Origin of the sequence: Epibacterium ulvae (genome assembly GCF_900102795.1) — a bacterium.
GTDB classification, from domain to species: domain Bacteria; phylum Pseudomonadota; class Alphaproteobacteria; order Rhodobacterales; family Rhodobacteraceae; genus Epibacterium; species Epibacterium ulvae.
Genome location: NZ_FMWG01000014.1, coordinates 1 through 16,338 on the forward strand (window position 1 = coordinate 1; position 16,338 = coordinate 16,338).

At 53.2% G+C, this 16,338-nt stretch carries 17 protein-coding genes; 6 read left to right on the forward strand and 11 right to left on the reverse strand.

The window, feature by feature from the left end; all coding sequences use genetic code 11:
- Positions 1 to 1,176 (forward strand): elongation factor Tu (gene tuf / locus BLP79_RS16825; protein ID WP_090218782.1); only part of this gene is annotated, 1,176 nt, incomplete at its 5' end.
- Between the two features lie 217 nt (positions 1,177 to 1,393).
- Entirely contained in the window at positions 1,394 to 2,071 is a 678-nt protein-coding gene (locus BLP79_RS16830) for a hypothetical protein (protein ID WP_100269094.1), read from the forward strand.
- 83 nt (positions 2,072 to 2,154) lie between these two features.
- Here BLP79_RS16830 and infB read toward each other — a convergent pair whose 3' ends face one another.
- The 4 genes from infB to rimP are packed head-to-tail and all read right to left on the reverse strand — an operon-like array spanning position 2,155 to position 7,519.
- Positions 2,155 to 4,653, reverse strand: coding sequence for a translation initiation factor IF-2 (gene infB / locus BLP79_RS16835; protein WP_090220867.1), 2,499 nt, complete (start codon positions 4,651 to 4,653; stop codon positions 2,155 to 2,157).
- 8 nt (positions 4,654 to 4,661) lie between these two features.
- Positions 4,662 to 5,291, reverse strand: coding sequence for an RNA-binding protein (locus BLP79_RS16840; RefSeq protein ID WP_090220868.1), 630 nt, complete (start codon positions 5,289 to 5,291; stop codon positions 4,662 to 4,664).
- A 24-nt stretch (positions 5,292 to 5,315) separates the two neighbouring features.
- Complete coding sequence (gene nusA / locus BLP79_RS16845; protein ID WP_090220869.1) at positions 5,316 to 6,926, reverse strand: transcription termination factor NusA; 1,611 nt, start codon at positions 6,924 to 6,926, stop codon at positions 5,316 to 5,318.
- Entirely contained in the window at positions 6,926 to 7,519 is a 594-nt protein-coding gene (gene rimP, locus BLP79_RS16850; RefSeq protein ID WP_090220870.1) for a ribosome maturation factor RimP, read from the reverse strand. The genes nusA and rimP overlap by 1 nt, the downstream gene beginning before the upstream one ends.
- Before the next feature lie 277 nt (positions 7,520 to 7,796).
- Here rimP and BLP79_RS16855 point away from each other — a divergent pair, with 277 nt between their 5' ends.
- Positions 7,797 to 8,732: a c-type cytochrome gene (locus tag BLP79_RS16855; RefSeq protein WP_090220871.1), complete on the forward strand. Its 936-nt coding sequence runs from the start codon at positions 7,797 to 7,799 to the stop codon at positions 8,730 to 8,732.
- Positions 8,733 to 8,743: 11 nt separating this feature from the next.
- Here BLP79_RS16855 and BLP79_RS16860 read toward each other — a convergent pair whose 3' ends face one another.
- Both BLP79_RS16860 and pip read right to left on the reverse strand, forming a co-directional pair.
- On the reverse strand, positions 8,744 to 9,604 hold the full coding sequence (locus BLP79_RS16860; RefSeq protein ID WP_090220872.1) for an ABC transporter substrate-binding protein: 861 nt from the start codon (positions 9,602 to 9,604) through the stop codon (positions 8,744 to 8,746).
- On the reverse strand, positions 9,601 to 10,581 hold the full coding sequence (gene pip / locus BLP79_RS16865; RefSeq protein WP_090220873.1) for a prolyl aminopeptidase: 981 nt from the start codon (positions 10,579 to 10,581) through the stop codon (positions 9,601 to 9,603). The genes BLP79_RS16860 and pip overlap by 4 nt, the downstream gene beginning before the upstream one ends.
- A 49-nt stretch (positions 10,582 to 10,630) precedes the next feature.
- On the opposite strand from pip, the gene ubiG reads away from it, so the two are divergent.
- Entirely contained in the window at positions 10,631 to 11,377 is a 747-nt protein-coding gene (ubiG, locus tag BLP79_RS16870; RefSeq protein WP_090220874.1) for a bifunctional 2-polyprenyl-6-hydroxyphenol methylase/3-demethylubiquinol 3-O-methyltransferase UbiG, read from the forward strand.
- Between the two features lie 286 nt (positions 11,378 to 11,663).
- On the opposite strand, the gene BLP79_RS16875 is transcribed toward ubiG, so the two are convergent.
- The 4 genes from BLP79_RS16875 to BLP79_RS16890 all read right to left on the reverse strand — a co-directional run bounded on the left by BLP79_RS16875 (position 11,664) and on the right by BLP79_RS16890 (position 14,019).
- Positions 11,664 to 12,110: a MarR family winged helix-turn-helix transcriptional regulator gene (locus BLP79_RS16875; RefSeq protein WP_090220875.1), complete on the reverse strand. Its 447-nt coding sequence runs from the start codon at positions 12,108 to 12,110 to the stop codon at positions 11,664 to 11,666.
- Positions 12,103 to 12,939, reverse strand: coding sequence for a carbon-nitrogen hydrolase family protein (locus tag BLP79_RS16880; protein WP_090220876.1), 837 nt, complete (start codon positions 12,937 to 12,939; stop codon positions 12,103 to 12,105). Before BLP79_RS16880 ends, BLP79_RS16875 begins: the two co-directional genes overlap by 8 nt.
- Positions 12,940 to 12,951: 12 nt before the next feature.
- Entirely contained in the window at positions 12,952 to 13,209 is a 258-nt protein-coding gene (gene grxC / locus BLP79_RS16885; protein ID WP_090220877.1) for a glutaredoxin 3, read from the reverse strand.
- 69 nt (positions 13,210 to 13,278) lie between these two features.
- Positions 13,279 to 14,019, reverse strand: a complete 741-nt coding sequence (locus BLP79_RS16890; RefSeq protein ID WP_090220944.1) for a ComF family protein — start codon at positions 14,017 to 14,019, stop codon at positions 13,279 to 13,281.
- Between the two features lie 14 nt (positions 14,020 to 14,033).
- Between BLP79_RS16890 and BLP79_RS16895 the strand changes: the two genes are divergently transcribed.
- Together BLP79_RS16895 and hemH are read left to right on the forward strand one after the other, a co-directional pair.
- On the forward strand, positions 14,034 to 14,864 hold the full coding sequence (locus tag BLP79_RS16895) for a methyltransferase domain-containing protein (RefSeq protein WP_090220878.1): 831 nt from the start codon (positions 14,034 to 14,036) through the stop codon (positions 14,862 to 14,864).
- A 101-nt stretch (positions 14,865 to 14,965) separates the two neighbouring features.
- Positions 14,966 to 16,027 (forward strand): ferrochelatase, encoded by a 1,062-nt coding sequence (hemH, locus tag BLP79_RS16900; protein WP_090220879.1) that lies wholly within the window; start codon positions 14,966 to 14,968, stop codon positions 16,025 to 16,027.
- Positions 16,028 to 16,117: 90 nt separating this feature from the next.
- Here hemH and BLP79_RS16905 read toward each other — a convergent pair whose 3' ends face one another.
- A complete protein-coding gene (locus tag BLP79_RS16905) occupies positions 16,118 to 16,300 on the reverse strand; it encodes a hypothetical protein (RefSeq protein ID WP_090220880.1) in 183 nt (60 codons plus the stop codon).
- Positions 16,301 to 16,338: the final 38 nt, after the last annotated feature.

Here is a 16,338-nt window from a genome sequence, read left to right on the forward strand (position 1 = left end):
ATGGCTAAGGAAAAGTTTGAGCGTACGAAACCGCACGTTAACATCGGCACCATCGGCCACGTTGACCACGGTAAAACCACGCTGACGGCAGCGATCACCAAATACTTTGGTGACTTCAAAGCTTACGATCAGATCGACGGCGCACCCGAAGAAAAAGCGCGCGGCATCACCATCTCAACCGCGCACGTTGAGTATGAAACCGAAGGCCGTCACTACGCCCACGTTGACTGCCCAGGTCACGCGGACTACGTGAAGAACATGATCACCGGTGCGGCGCAGATGGACGGCGCGATCCTGGTTGTGAACGCAGCTGATGGCCCAATGCCCCAAACCCGTGAGCACATCCTGCTGGGTCGCCAGGTTGGCATCCCCAAAATGGTTGTCTTCATGAACAAAGTTGACCAGGTCGACGATGAAGAACTGCTGGAACTGGTGGAAATGGAAATCCGCGAGCTGCTGTCTTCCTACGACTACCCAGGCGACGATATTCCAATCGTAGCGGGTTCTGCTCTGGCGGCGATGGAAGGCGACAAGCCAGAAATCGGCGAAGAGAAAATCAAAGAGCTGATGGCGGCTGTTGATGAGTACATCGACACTCCTGAGCGCGCGGTTGACCAGCCCTTCCTGATGCCAATCGAAGACGTGTTCTCGATCTCTGGTCGTGGTACCGTTGTGACCGGTCGTGTTGAGCGCGGCGTGATCAATGTTGGCGACAGCATCGAAATCGTTGGTATCCGTGACACTTCCACCACCACCTGTACCGGTGTTGAAATGTTCCGCAAGCTGCTGGATTCCGGCGAAGCGGGCGACAACATCGGCGCCCTGCTGCGCGGCGTTGACCGTGACGGCGTTGAGCGTGGTCAGGTTCTGTGTAAGCCAGGTTCGGTTCAGCCGCACACCAAGTTCGAAGCAGAAGCCTACATTCTGACCAAAGAAGAAGGTGGCCGTCACACGCCGTTCTTCGCGAACTACCGTCCACAGTTCTACTTCCGGACCACTGACGTCACCGGCACCGTTACTCTGCCTGAGGGCACCGAAATGGTAATGCCAGGCGACAACCTGAAGTTCGACGTTGAGCTGATCGCGCCGATCGCGATGGAAAACGGCCTGCGCTTCGCGATCCGCGAAGGCGGCCGTACCGTTGGCGCGGGCGTTGTGTCTAAAATCACTGAGTAATTCGCGCCTGCGAATAACTTAAGAAAGGCCGCCCTTGGGCGGCCTTTTTGCGTTGGTCCCCTTGAGTATGACCAATCGCTCTACAAGTTGCCACACGTTAAAGCCTCAGGTCATTTGATGAGGTAAGACGACAGATTACCAAACATTGGAGCTTATATTGTTTTCACGCTTCTTCTTTAATCGCATTCCATGGTGGGTTTTCGGCAGTATGTTTACGATGTCAGTGCCACTTACGGGGATTGTAAGCTATCAGGCGTTTCACGCGCAAAGCGTTGCAGAGAGCGTTGAAAACCAACCTCCAATGCACACGATCTTATTAGAGAATTTCGACTATTCCAAAGTCGTCAATGTCTATGGTGAAACGCGCATATCAGGCGTATTCAACGGAGTTGAAGGGCCTTTTGGAGATGATGAACACTTTGTCCTGATAGAACCCCAAAGTGGGATAGGGGCACATGTCATTTTGGTTGATAAGATCTCGAACCGCGATGAAACACTCATACAGCTACGCTCCCAGACAGGATCAGATGGACGGCTGACACTTACCGGATTTGTCAGAGATGATCGAGCAACGGTCCTTGGGACCATGACCGATACAGCGGATGTAAAAAGCGCCCTTTTGCACAAGAACATTCAGCCTGCTGAAACGATTTATCAGATTGACCCCTATTGGGGAGATCGTCCGGATGCCCTATCGATGTACCGGATCGACAAATGGGGTATTTCTGGTGTTGCAGTGATACTAACGCTGATGCTTGGGTTTGTTACTCGGATGCGCTGGCGGATCAGGCGCGCCAAGGTTCTTGAACGCAAACGTATCAAGGCGGAACAGAAAGAGGCAGCCTGGGTGGATAGCCCCATTCAAACAGCCAAAGGCGGATGGTTTGGCCGTTAGCTATCGCAAAATCATTCAAAAACAAAAGAGCCTGGCATACGATATGCCAGGCTCTTTTTCTTTCAGGTCTGAACTACGTATTATTAGTCCAGTGTGCGTGTGACTTCTTCACGCTCAAAGATTTCGATCACGTCATTCGGGCGAATGTCGTCATAGTTTTCAAACGCCATACCACATTCTTGACCAGACTGAACTTCGGCAACTTCATCTTTAAAGCGCTTCAGCGTTTTCAGCGTGCCTTCGTGGATCACAACGTTGTCACGCAGCAGGCGTACACCAGCCGAACGGCGGGCGACACCTTCGGTGACCAGACAGCCTGCGACTTTGCCGACACCGGTGACCTTGAAGACTTCTTTGATGTTGGCATAGCCAATGAAGTTCTCTTTGATCTCGGCAGACAACAAACCAGACGCTGCAGCTTTCACATCGTCAACCAGATCGTAAATCACCGAATAATACCGGATCTCTACGCCTTTTTGGTTGGCGGTGTTGCGCGCAGATGTGTTTGCACGCACGTTAAAGCCCATGATCGGCGCGCCAGAAGCTTCGGCAAGACCGACATCGGTTTCGGTGATCGCACCCACACCAGAGTGCAGAACGCGCACGCGAACCTCGTTGTTGCCGATTTTCTCCATCGCCTGAACGATGGCCTCAGCAGAACCTTGCACGTCAGCTTTGACCAGAATTGGCAGTTCAGAGACGTTTTCGTCTTCTTTTGCCTTCTGCATCAGCTGTTCCAGCGTGGTCGCCGCACCCGCTGCTGCACGTTTGTCTTTCGCAGCCTGTTCACGGTATTCTGCAATCTCACGCGCTTGCGCATCAGTTTCAGTTACATTCAGAACGTCACCTGCTTCGGGGGTGCCGTTCAGGCCAAGAACCTCAACCGGAACGGAGGGGCCAGCCTCTTCTACGCGTTCGCCCTTATCGTTGATCAGCGCACGGACTTTACCGTACTGCTCACCCACAACAAAGATATCACCCTGACGCAAAGTACCGGTCTGAACCAGAACCGTCGCCACAGGACCGCGGCCCACGTCCAGCTGCGCTTCGATCACCGCGCCCTGTGCCGCACGGGCTGGGTTGGCTTTCAGCTCAAGGATCTCTGCCTGCAGCGCAATTGCTTCCAGCAATTCCTCAAGGCCTTGACCAGTGTGTGCTGAAACCTCAACGTCTTGGACTTCACCAGACATGGCTTCAACGATCACCTCGTGCTGCAGCAGCTCTGCACGCACTTTCATCGGATCCGCAGCGGGTTTGTCGCACTTGTTGATCGCAACAATCATTGGCACGTTGGCCGCTTTGGCGTGGTTGATCGCTTCAATGGTCTGCGGCATGACAGAATCATCCGCTGCAACAACCAGAATAACGATATCCGTCACCTGAGCACCGCGTGAGCGCATAGAGGTAAAGGCCGCGTGGCCTGGTGTATCCAAGAAGCTGAGCACAGTGCCGCTTTCGGTTTTCACCTGATAAGCACCAATGTGCTGAGTGATGCCGCCTGCTTCACCTGCCACAACACGCGCATTGCGGATCGCATCCAGGATCGAGGTTTTACCGTGGTCAACGTGGCCCATGATAGTGATCACAGGTGGGCGAGACTTCAGGTCTTCTTCTTTGTCTTCGATCTCTTTGATCACATCTTCGACGTCTGAGTCGGAAACCCGCGTTACCTTGTGGCCAAATTCTTCGATGATCAATTCAGCAGTGTCGGCGTCAATCGTCTGGTTTTGTGTAACCATCATGCCCATTTGCATGAGAGATTTCACAACATCAGCAACACGTTCAGCCATACGGTTTGCAAGCTCGGATACGAGGATCGCTTCGGGAAGCTGTACTTCGCGAATGATCTTTTCCCGCTCAACCGTGCCGCCCATCGCTTTTTGGCGTGCACGCTCTTGTTTACGGCGCATAGAAGCCACAGAGCGCTGACGTCCGTCACCACCACCTGTTGCCTGACCAAGTGTCAGCTTACCAGAGCGACGGCCGCCGTCATCACGGCCTTTGCCCCGGCCTCGTTCATCACGATCACGGTCGCCTTTACGGGGCGTTGCAGAAGGTGCTTTTCCGCTGGGCGCGGGACGTCCGCCACCTGCAGGTTCTGTTTTTTTCTTTTCAGCAGCAGCGGCAGCTGCCTGAGCCGCAACGCGTTTGGCATCTTCTGCCTCTTTGCGCTTACGCTCTTCTTCTTCTGCCTTTGCCTTTGCTTTGGCTTCAGCTTCGCGCTGTTCACGTTCCTTGGCTTCAGCTTCTGCACGGCGGCGCGCGCGTTCTTCCTCGCGTGCTTTTTCTTCGGCTTCACGTGCAGCCGCTTCTTCAACCTCGCGGGCTTTTGCAGCTTGCAGAGCTTTCAGACGGCGCGCCATTTCCACATCAGAAATACCTGCGGGGCGACGCGAACGATCCCCCGAACCACCGATATTACCACCAGATTTACCGGCAGGACCGGGCTTAGGAACCACAACACGCTTGCGTTTGGTTTCCACTACGACGTTTTTGGTTCGACCATGGCTGAAACTCTGTTTCACGTTCCCCGGACGGGAACCCTGCAGACCTAACGTCTTTTTGCCGTCATTATCGCTCATAAAGCTCTTTATCCTTCCGTGCGGCCCTTGCCGCCCTTCACATCTATTACATCACGCAACCCTTGAAGTCGTTGCGCCTCGTCTACAACACGTTTGCTGAGTCCACCAGAGGCGAGCGCCGCATGTATCACAGTTTCGCGCCCAAAAGCCATCCCCAGCTCATCTGCTGTCAGACATCCGATAAATTTCCCTTTGTAGGGCGTGCTCAGTTTTGACTTGCCACGTGCGGATCCATCTAGGGCCTGGATAAGTACCCAAGCATCTTCTTTGTATAGCCAGTCTTTGACTTTCTCATATCCGGCAATGGCATGGCCAGATTTACGCGACAGGCTGATCAGATCAACCAACCGTCGTAAAATCTGGCGTTCAACCTCAACAACCAGATCTTCACCGACAGTGGCCTGCGTTTTGAAACCGCGCGAAAAGAGTTTTTTCTTAACGGCAGTTTCTAGCGCATCTCGTGTTGAAGACACGTAAACCCCGCGTCCGGGCAATTTACCCATGACATCAGGATACACCTGCGCATCAGGCCCCAATACGAACCGGATCAGCCCAGATTTTGGCTGTACCTCACCTGTGGCAATGCATTTACGCTCTGCCTCTTCGGTGCGGTCTGTTTTGGTGCCTGCGCGCTCCATCTACACATCTCCCGAAGCCTGAAATCAGGCTTCGTCTTCCTCATCTGCGGTTTCATCTTCTTCAGCGCTTGCCAGCTCTTCTGGATCAACCCAGCCAAGCACAATGCGCGCAGTCATGACCATGTCCTGTGCCTCTTCCAGCGAGATGCCAAAAGGTTCCAGAACGCCGTCATCCTTAACGCGCTGACCATCTACAGTGGTCCAGCCACCTGCCAACTCCCAGTCCGCGCAGGTTGCGAAATCTTCTAGGGTTTTAACATCATCTTTGGCGAGCGCTTCTACCATCTGGGGTGTCAGACCCTCAAATGCAATGAGGTTTTCTTCGACGCCCATCTCACGCGCCGCATCCAAAGCTGCTTTTGCCTGCGCTTCCAGATAATCACGCGCACGCGCCTGCAGTTCAGAGGCTGTGCCTTCGTCAACACCGTCGATGACCAGAAGCTCATCAATTTCAACGTAAGCCACTTCTTCAAGGCTTGAGAAGCCTTCAGAAACCAGCAGCTGAGCAAAGAATTCGTCCAGATCCAGGGTGGACATAAACAACGCGGTGCGCGCTTCAAATTCTTTCTGACGGCGTGCGGATTCTTCCGCTTCGGTCATGATATCGATGTCGAGCTTGGTCAATTGTGACGCCAGACGCACGTTCTGACCACGGCGACCAATGGCAAGGCTCAGCTGCTCTTCAGGCACAACAACTTCGATTTTACCCGCTTCGTCATCCAGAACAACCTTGGACACTTCGGCAGGTTGCAGCGCGTTCACAAGGAAGGTTGGCTGATCTTCATTCCATGGAATGATGTCGATTTTCTCGCCCTGCAGTTCGTTCACAACCGCCTGTACACGAGATCCGCGCATACCCACACAGGCCCCAACGGGGTCGATAGATCCATCATAGGAAATCACAGCGATTTTTGCGCGCGAACCGGGATCACGGGCAACCGCTTTGATTTCGATGATGCCGTCATAGATTTCAGGCACTTCCATCTTAAACAGCTCAGCCATGAATTCAGGCGCTGTGCGGCTCAGGAAAATCTGAGGGCCGCGCTGTTCGCGACGCACATCTTTGATATAGCAGCGAATACGGTCATTCGGGCGATAGGCTTCACGACCGATTTTCTCGTTGCGGCGCAGAATGGCTTCGCCCGCGCCCAGATCCACGATGACATTGCCATATTCTTCGCGTTTGACCAGACCGTTGATGATGGTGCCGGCGCGATCTTTGAATTCTTCGTACTGGCGGTCACGTTCGGCTTCACGGACCTTCTGCAGGATCACCTGTTTTGCAGATTGCGCTGCAATACGGCCCATTTCAACCGGTGGGATCTCTTCGACGTAGGTGTCACCAACTGCAGGGTCAGCCATATATTGTTTGGCCTGTTCGACGGTCAGTTCTGACTGGTAATTTTCCAGTTCTTCCTCTTCGACCACGGTGCGCACACGGGTAAAGGTCGCACGGCCGGTTTTCCGGTCGATTGAGACACGAATGTCCATTTCCGAGCCGTAGCGGCTTTTGGCAGCACGCGCGAGCGATTCTTCCATCGCTTCGACCACCAGACCGGGGTCGATCATTTTTTCGCGGGCCACGGCCTCGGCGGTTTGCAACAGCTCCAGCTGGTTTGCAGAGGTAATCGCCATTACTTCGTCTCCTCTTCGGACCCTTGTTCGGTCTCAATCTCGTCGAATGCGTCTTCGTTCAATGTGCCTGCAGCCTTTCGTTGGCGCAGCATTTCAGTAATCAGATCGTCAGTCAGTACCAGTTTGGCATCAGACAGCCAATCAAACTGCAGACCGATGGTCACTGTTTCACCGTGTTCCTGGATATTGATCAGAACATCTTCATCCTCAACACCAGCCAGTTCCCCTTTAAAGCGGCGGCGGCCGTCAATCAGCTCGGTGGTTTCCAGTTTGGCTTCATAGCCTTGGAACATGTCAAAGTCTTTCAACCGGGTCAGCGGCCGGTCGATACCAGGGCTAGAAACCTCTAGGTCGTAAGCGTCCAAAATAGGATCTTCCACGTCCAGCGTTGCGCTGATGGCATTGGAAATTGTGGCGCAATCGTCAACTTCGATGCCACCTTCAGGCTTATCAGCCATGATCTGCAGCGTCGTCGTCTTGCCAGACATCAGGCGAATACGGACCAGCTCATAGCCCAGATCTTCGATCACCGGTATGATGATCTCAGCCAGACGCCGGTCTATCGCTGCTTTGGCGATCAGGTCATTGGTCATAGGGTGTCCAAACACAAAAAAACGGGCGCGCGGCCCGTTGACTTATCCGGTGGTGCATAAGGTACCAGACCCCAACGCGCCGCTGTTGCGCGCTGTATACGCCCGTTCATACGAATCTGCAAGGAAAACCTAAGACACCCAGTTTGCAGATCGAACCGGACACAAAAAATCACATTTCTTTAAAATATAACTGAATAACAATCCGGTCCAAATTGTTTCATAAGAAGAGCCATAAGGCACTGACCTAATTGAAACCAACAAAAATGGATTTTACGACATGTGGACCTCACTGATCAAACCGACTGCGATTCTTTCGCTGATGCTGTCATCCTCTGCCGTTTGGGCCAGCGATTGGGTTCTTAATGCGGACCAATCCGCGCTGACGTTCGGCTCGATCAAAAAAGATACGGTGGGCGAAGTACACAGCTTTGAAACCTTAACAGGTACCGTCAGCGATGCAGGCGCAGTTGAAATCACCATTTCGCTGCCTTCAGTTGAGACTTACATCGACATTCGCAACGAGCGCATGAATGAGCATGTGTTTAAAGGTGCCGAAGCCGCCAAACTGACTGCTAGCGTTGATATTGCAGCGATGAATGCCCTGGCTGTGGGCGATCTTCTGGCCACCGATGTAACCGCCAGCCTGAGCTTCCTTGGCCGTGACATTCCTGTTGATGCAGAATTGATCGTTGCGCGCCTCAGCGAAAAGAAAGTCATGATCTCGACCGCAAACATGATTTTTCTTTCTGTTGAAGACGCAGGCGTCACCGAAGGCGTTGATATGCTGCAGACGCTTGCAAAGCTCAGCGGGATTACCCGCACAGTGCCAGTCACAGCACGCTTTGTGCTTGAAACGGATGGCGAGACCGCTGCAGTGGCAACCGAAGCCCCCGTTGCTGTTGCCGCTTTGGGTGATGCAGAACGCGGCAAAAAGGTCTTTAAAAAATGCAAAGCCTGCCATGTGCTGGAAGAAGGCAAAAACCGCGTTGGGCCTAGCCTGCACAACATCGTGGGCAAAGCTGCCGGTAGCGTGGACGGATTTCGCTATTCAAAATCGCTCAAAGAAGCGGATTTGACCTGGACCGAAGAAGCACTGGACGCATTTTTGACCAAACCACGCAATTACCTGCCCGGTAACAAAATGTCCTTTCCCGGCCTGAAAAAAGAAAAAGACCGTCAGGATCTGATCGCCTACCTGCGTGAAGCAAGCTGATCACAAAACATTCAGGATGGGCGGTCTGCGCCCATCCACCAGCGTTCAGCCAAACGTCCATCGTCTAGAATTGCACCTGTACCAATCTGGCGAGGAAGACCAACCGTTTCATCAACTGCAAAAGCAACGTCATGGGACGAGGGATAGAAAAACACAGACCTCTGGCTGCGCAATGGATCTGGTTTTGGCAGAGCCGCGACATCCACAAAACCATCCCGCAGTGCTTCGGCACGGGTGTTCTCATCTGGGATGACAATAATTTCGACCGCCTCAAACCAACCGGCGTGACCGTCTTTGTAATGTGTCAATTGGCGCTCTGCCCGGAAATGGCGTGCTTCCTTGGCCCGAACGACCCGGTAAAGACCTGTTCCATCCGCCTGATCAAGTGGATCTACCGCAACACCATCTGCTGTAATAACATGGGTCTGATCTGCCAGAAGATAGGGCAAATGCGGATTTGGCCTATCAAGCTCCAGCCGCAGGACATGTGTATCATCACACCAAATTCCTAGAACCTCACCCTCGCTGAGTGGGGCACGCAACAGCGAGGCCTCAACATCGGCCGAAGTTAGCGACCGACCAGAGTGAAACATCACATCTTTGCGCAACTGAAAGGTCCAGACGCGCGCATCCATGCTGGATGTCCAGCTTTCTGCCAATTCACCGCGCACCACGCCATCTGGGCCAATTTCTGTCAGAGCGTCATAAACAGCCCAGCGCGCCACCTGCCCCATCACATCTCCGTCACGTGGGACGGCGAGGCGCAAAACACCGCCAGATTTTGGCGTCGCATGTACAGAGGCTCCGGTAGCCGCCAGCAAAGCGGCTGCAGCACCTGAGGTAAACAACGCACGGCGATCCAGACGTGTCATAGATCCGACCACTCAGCAATTCGTTTCATAGCGCGCACAAGTTCCAACGTGATTCCCGGTTCCGACAAAGCATGGCCCGCATCACGCACCATCACAAGTTCACTGTTTGGCCAAAGCTCATTCAGACGCCAGGCTGAGGTGGGCGGGCAAATCATATCGTAGCGCCCCTGCACAATGATACCCGGAATATGTGAAATTCTTCCTATGTTCGCGAGAATATGGCCATCACAATCCAGAAAGCCCTCGTTGATGAAATAGTGGCTTTCAAGCCGTGCAAAAGCGCGCGCATAATCACCGGGAGGCATTCCAGAGACACCATTTGATGACATCGATGCAAGCGCATTTTCCCACGCCGACCAGCTTTGCCCATACCGCTTTTCTTCCGTTATATCGCCAGAGAACAGGCGCTTATAGTAGGCTGTAATAAGGTCGCCCCGCTCATTTTCAGGGATAGGTGCCACAAATCGTGCCCAGGCTTCCGGCCAGAAACGCCCGGCATCACCGCCATAAAACCACTGCAATTCTGCCGCTGTCATCAAAAACACGCCGCGCAAGACCATCGCCATCACGCGATCTGGATGTGTCTGCGCATAAACAAGCGACAAAGTCGCGCCCCAGCTGCCTCCAAACACAATCCATCTGTCGATCTCAAACAGACGACGGATCTGTTCCATATCTTTGATCAGATGCCAGGTTGTGTTGTCCTTTACCTCTGCAAAGGGGCGTGATTTGCCACAACCTCTTTGATCAAAGAGAATCACCCGATAAACTTCTGGATCAAAAAAACGCCGCATCGCAGGGCTGCAGCCGCCACCCGGTCCGCCATGACACACGACAACCGGGATGCCGTCAGGATTGCCTGATTGCTCAACATAGATGCGATGGCCCTGGCCCACATCAATCATACGCTGATCAAACGGATCGATCGGCGGAAAAAGAAAATGCACTGCGCGCTTTTGGTCCGGGTATTTGTCCATTACAGGCCTATATTAACACTGAAACCTAAAAGAACATACGGAGACAGGAATGCAAGCGCCTCAGTCCACAGTAGACCCGTCCGAGATCGCAAAATTTGAGGCGATGGCCGCCGAGTGGTGGGATCCAAACGGCAAATTTAAACCGCTCCATATGCTCAACCCTTGTCGCCTAGATTATATCACATCACAGATTGCAGCTGAATTTCAGCGCGACCTGACCGTGCCGTCCCCGTTTGAAGGACTACGAATTCTAGACATCGGCTGCGGCGGTGGATTGTTGAGCGAGCCTATGGCGCGCCTTGGGGCAACTGTCGTAGGCGCAGATGCGGCCGAAGGCAATTTACCCGTTGCGCGCATTCATGCGGAAAAGTCCGGGCTAAATATCGACTACCGCCATACCACCGCTGAAGCTTTAGCTGAGGCTGGTGAGCAGTTTGACGTTGTCCTGAATATGGAGGTGGTCGAACATGTCGCCGATCCACTTAGCTATCTAAGTGCAACCGCAACCTTGCTGAAACCTGGTGGACTGCAGATCTGTTCAACCCTTAATCGCAACGCCAAAAGCTATGCGATGGCGATTGTCGGCGCTGAAGTCATTATGCGATGGCTGCCACGCGGTACACATGAATGGTCTAAATTCATCACCCCGGATGAGCTGTTTGATCTCCTGAAACAGGCAGGGCTTATGCCGGTAGATCGCAAAGGTTTTGTGTTTAATCCGCTTGGATGGTCCTGGTCCATTTCGGACCGTGATCTCAGCGTAAACTATGTTACGGCAAGTACAAAGCAGACCTGATGCTGTACGAATCTAACCGTCACAGCCCATATTAACCATATGTTTACATATGTGATCACAGACTGAACTAACCTTTCGGATAGGCCATCATCCTTCTGCACTATTTCTAGGATCGATTGTCTTTGATAGGTAATCAGAACACCAGAAGATGACCCGGTCTATTTCCACCACTCACATGACCCGGCGCTCTCGCACAATGATTTGCTGAGAAGCTAGGGTCTAAGACACATCGTGGTCCTTTTGGAGGATGGGGAGGGCGCCCGGCAACGGGTGCCCTTTTATCATTCTAGGTTTCATCATCCAATTTTTCACGAAGCTCTCGCAGAATTGGCAACGTCGCGCGAACCCTGTCCTGCCCCAGATCGCTCACCACTTCAGAGATGAGTGGAACAATCCCCGCCAAGGCTGCATCCCGCGCTTGACGTCCCGCGGGACTAATCGCAACCATTTTACGCCGCGCATCATCCCAATCTGGCCGGATGTGCACATAGCCCGCCATTTCCAGCTTGTGCAATGTATTGGTCATGGCACCGCGTGTCACATGGAACAGCTTTGCCAATTGGGCTGGGGAACGCTCTAGCCCTACGCCCACCCCCGCGAGATGATTTAATACTGAAAAATGTGACAGCTCCATTCCCTTGGGCAGAACCTTACTCAGCCGGGAGCGCGCCAGCTGGTCGGCCATCAGAATTTCACTAAAAAGTGAAACAGCAAGGGAGTTGGTTTCATCCATCAGGTCCGCTGAACTCTCGGTCATGGGTCAAGGAAGGCACACGCCTGCGTGCTTCTTCCACGTTTTCCATGCTAAGATCAACGTAAGTCACACCATTTGTGGTGCCAGCGTCAGATAAAACCTCGCCCCATGGCGAAATCGCCATGGAATGACCAAAGGTGGAGCGTTGGCGCCCCCGCACAGCGGGATGTTCCCCAGTTTGCGCAGGCGCAAGCACGTAACACCCTGTTTCAATTGCGCGCGCCTGCAAAAGCGCCTGCCAATGGGCAACCCCTGTGACAGGTGAAAAGGCGGCTGGGACTGTCAGAATTTGCGCGCCGGATTGTGCCAAGTGTCGATAAAGACCCGGAAAGCGTAGATCATAACAAATTGACAAACCGATCTGCGCGAAACCCGCATCGGCAACCACCGCCTGTGTTCCCGGGCGATAGCCAGCAGATTCCCGGTAGGTTTCTTCAGGAGACACCGCCACATCAAACATGTGGATCTTGTCATATTGCGCCGCAATACGACCATCTGGCGCGATCAAAAATTGACGATTTGCAAATCGCCCCTCTGGGTCAGAGGTTTTCAAAGCGAGTGATCCAATGGTCAGCCAAATCTGATGGTTGCTAGCCGCTTCTTGCAATGCGGCCAGCGTGGGATCTTGATCTTGCGTGTACAAAACGTCTTGCTGCCGTGCACGGCTGGCAGACAAACAATTCGTTACCTCTGGTGTCAGAACATAGCCAGCGCCCGCGTCCGCAGCCTCGGAAATCCAAGCCAAAGCGGATTTGATATTTTCTTCTGGGGTGTCAGAAGAGGTCATCTGCACCAAAGCTGCACGCATCTTATTCGGCCTTTAGGCTGCGAGGATGGAATCCAACTTGCCTGCACGCTCAAGCTCATAAAGATCGTCGCAGCCGCCCACATGATCTTTACCGATGAAAATCTGCGGTACGGTGCGGCCGCCATTGGCACGCTGGATCATTTCCTGTTTGCGCTTGGGACTGCGCAACACATCAACTTCTGCAAACTTAACGCCTTTTTGTTTCAGCAAGCGTTTGGCAGCGTGGCAATAGCCACAGAGAGGAGAGGTGTAAATTTCAACGGGCTTCATAGAGCACTCCGGGCTTAGAATTTCACTGCAGCGCAATCTGGGGATGGCTTCACGAAAAATCCAGTGTCATCACATTTTGTTCATCTTCTGCGCCACCCGCGCCAGAACCACAACCCGGACCTCTGCGGCGCCTGCGCGCAGACAGGCCTCAGTGCAGGCAGCCAACGTCGCGCCCGATGTCATAACATCATCAATCAGAATAACGGTTCGCCCTGCCAACAGCTCTCCATGACGGCTGTGTGCAGCAATTGCGTTTTTCATTGTCCGGTAGCGCTGATCACGGCTTTTGCGATCCAAGGAGGGTGTTGGCCATCTTCGACGCAACAGATCTGGCCAATAGTCCAGACGACCATGTTCCGCAAAAGCACGCGCCAGCAATTCAGATTGATTATATTTGCGACGCAGCATGCGCGTCCAATGGAGCGGTACTGGCGTCACAATCGGGTTGTCCTGCAAAATTGAACGGGCCGCGCGATACATCCACCCTGCGGCAGCCCGCGCAACATCTGTGCGGTCACCGTGTTTCAACCCCATGACCAGCTGTTTGGCCCGGTCTTCATACATCAAAGCAGCCCGCCCTTGGCTCCATGGTCGCGGTGTTCCAAGGCAATCGTCACATTCTAACCGATAGCCATCGTCTTCACCCTCAAGAGGAACCCCACATCCTTGGCACACTGTTCCGCCGATAAAATGCATCTCGCGCCAACAGGTGCCACATATTCCGTACTCATCCCCGACAAAACCATCGCAAGACAAACACTGCGGCGGGTAGACAAGTGAAACTGCTGTTTGAATCTGCGCGTGCATCATCATAAACATCCCTCATGACCCAGACATCCACGACACACCCTCAATTGTTTGATCGCACTGCCCTAGATCTCCATCGTGCCCGAGCCAAAAGAGACGCGCTATTTTTGCACGACATGGCCCGGGACGAGGTCGAGGATCGGCTCACTTTGGTTAACAGAAGCTTTACGCGACCAGCTATTGTTAGTGGTTTTGGCGAAATTTGGGAAAATTTTAGCCCAAACGCCACAATTGTGCCCGATTCTGAGGTGCTGGATCTCGAACCCGGTGCGCATGATCTGGTTATTCATGCAATGGGGCTGCATTGGGCGAATGATCCGGTGGGGCAGCTTATTCAGTGTCGCCGCGCCCTAAGTGAAGATGGATTGTTGCTGGTCATCATGCTGGGCGGGCGCACACTTCACGAACTACGCTCCGCTTTGGCCGAGGCCGAGACCCGTGTGATGGGCGGGCTTTCACCACGAATCGTGCCGATGGGCGAGGTACGTGATCTGGGAGGCTTGTTACAGCGTGCTGGATTTTCCCTACCCGTTGCTGATGTCGTGCCCCTGACCGTCGAATACCGCGATATTGTGCATTTGATCCATGATCTGCGGCACATGGGAGAAACCAATGCACTTGCGCAACGCCTGAAACGCCCCTGCCCGCGCCAGTTTTTTGTCGAGGCAGAAGCGCAGTACCGCTGTCATTTCGCGACGGAAAATAATCGCCTGCCTGCAACATTTGAACTGGTCTGCCTGACGGGCTGGTCCCCATCCGATAAGCAACAACAACCTTTACGACCCGGGTCTGCAAAAATGCGTCTGGCCGAAGCGCTGAAAGTGCCTGAAACCAAACTGCCGGATTGATAATCTAGCCTTATCGCTGCGCCAATATGTTGCAATTGGAATCCTTCCAACTACTTGCTTAGATCACATTTGATCTCTTCCAAACTTCAAAGGAATTCTCCATGACTGCAGATGCTCAGACCGCCGTTTGCCCGGCGCATGCGCCCGCGGATCACCCTGCGATTAAACCAGAGAAGGTTGGTATCCTGCTGGCCAATCTTGGCACGCCAGATGATTACTCTTATTGGCCTATGCGCCGCTATCTGAACGAATTTCTCTCAGATAAGCGTGTGATCGATTACCCGAGATGGAAATGGCAGCCGCTGTTGCAGCTTATTATCCTGACCAAACGCCCCTTTTCCTCTGGCGCGGCCTATAAATCGATCTGGAATCACGACAAAGGGGAAAGCCCTTTGATGACCATCACCAAGGATCAGACTGCCAAAATGGCAGAGGCCCTGCATGCGCGGTACGGTGATCAGGTCATAGTTGATTTCTGCATGCGCTATGGCAGCCCCTCAACCCAGTCCAAAGTGCGCCAGATGGTTGAGGCGGGCTGCACAAAAATTCTGTTTGTACCGCTTTATCCGCAATATGCAGGTGCAACCTCTGCGACGGCAAACGATCAGTTCTTCCGCGCCCTGATGAAAGAACCCTGGCAACCAGCTGTGCGCACGATCGCGCCTTATTTTGACCAGCCCGCTTATATCGAAGCCCTCGCCCAATCCGTAGAGCGCGCCTACGAAGCAGCCGAAAATCGCCCCGATATACTTGTGGTTTCGTATCACGGCATGCCCAAGCGATATCTTATGCAAGGCGATCCCTATCACTGCCAATGTCAGAAAACCACGCGCCTGCTACGTGAACGTCTGGGATGGGACAAAACCCAGATCACCACAACCTTCCAATCCGTCTTTGGCCCAGAAGAATGGTTGAAACCCTATACTGTTGATCACGTCGCAGATCTGGCGCGTGACGGTAAGAAAAACATCGCCGTGATTGCACCAGCCTTTTCAGCCGATTGCATCGAAACACTGGAAGAGATCAACGAAGAGATTCGCGAAAGCTTTGAACATGCTGGCGGGGAGGATTTTCTGTATATCCCCTGCCTGAATGACGAACCCGCCCATATCGACGCACTTTCAGGCGTCATCGCAGAGAATCTTAAGGGCTGGCTGGATTAATTGTTCTGTGATCGGTCCAGTTCACAGAAATTTGAGCAAGAAAAAAGGCGGTGTGAAAACACCGCCTTTTCTATGTCAGATGTGCGGTAATTAGCTACCAGCAACAGCCGCACCAACGATAACCAGCAGCAGCAATGGCAGCAGGATACCGGAAGAAGAGCCTTCAGCTGCTTCTACGATTACAGGTGCTTCTACGATTGGCTCTGCCAGGTTACCCGCATATGCGGTTGAAGCAGCAGCGACCAGAGCAGCGGCGATAACGAGTTTTTTCATATTAACCTCCAAAAAAGCGCACAGTTCAACTGTATACA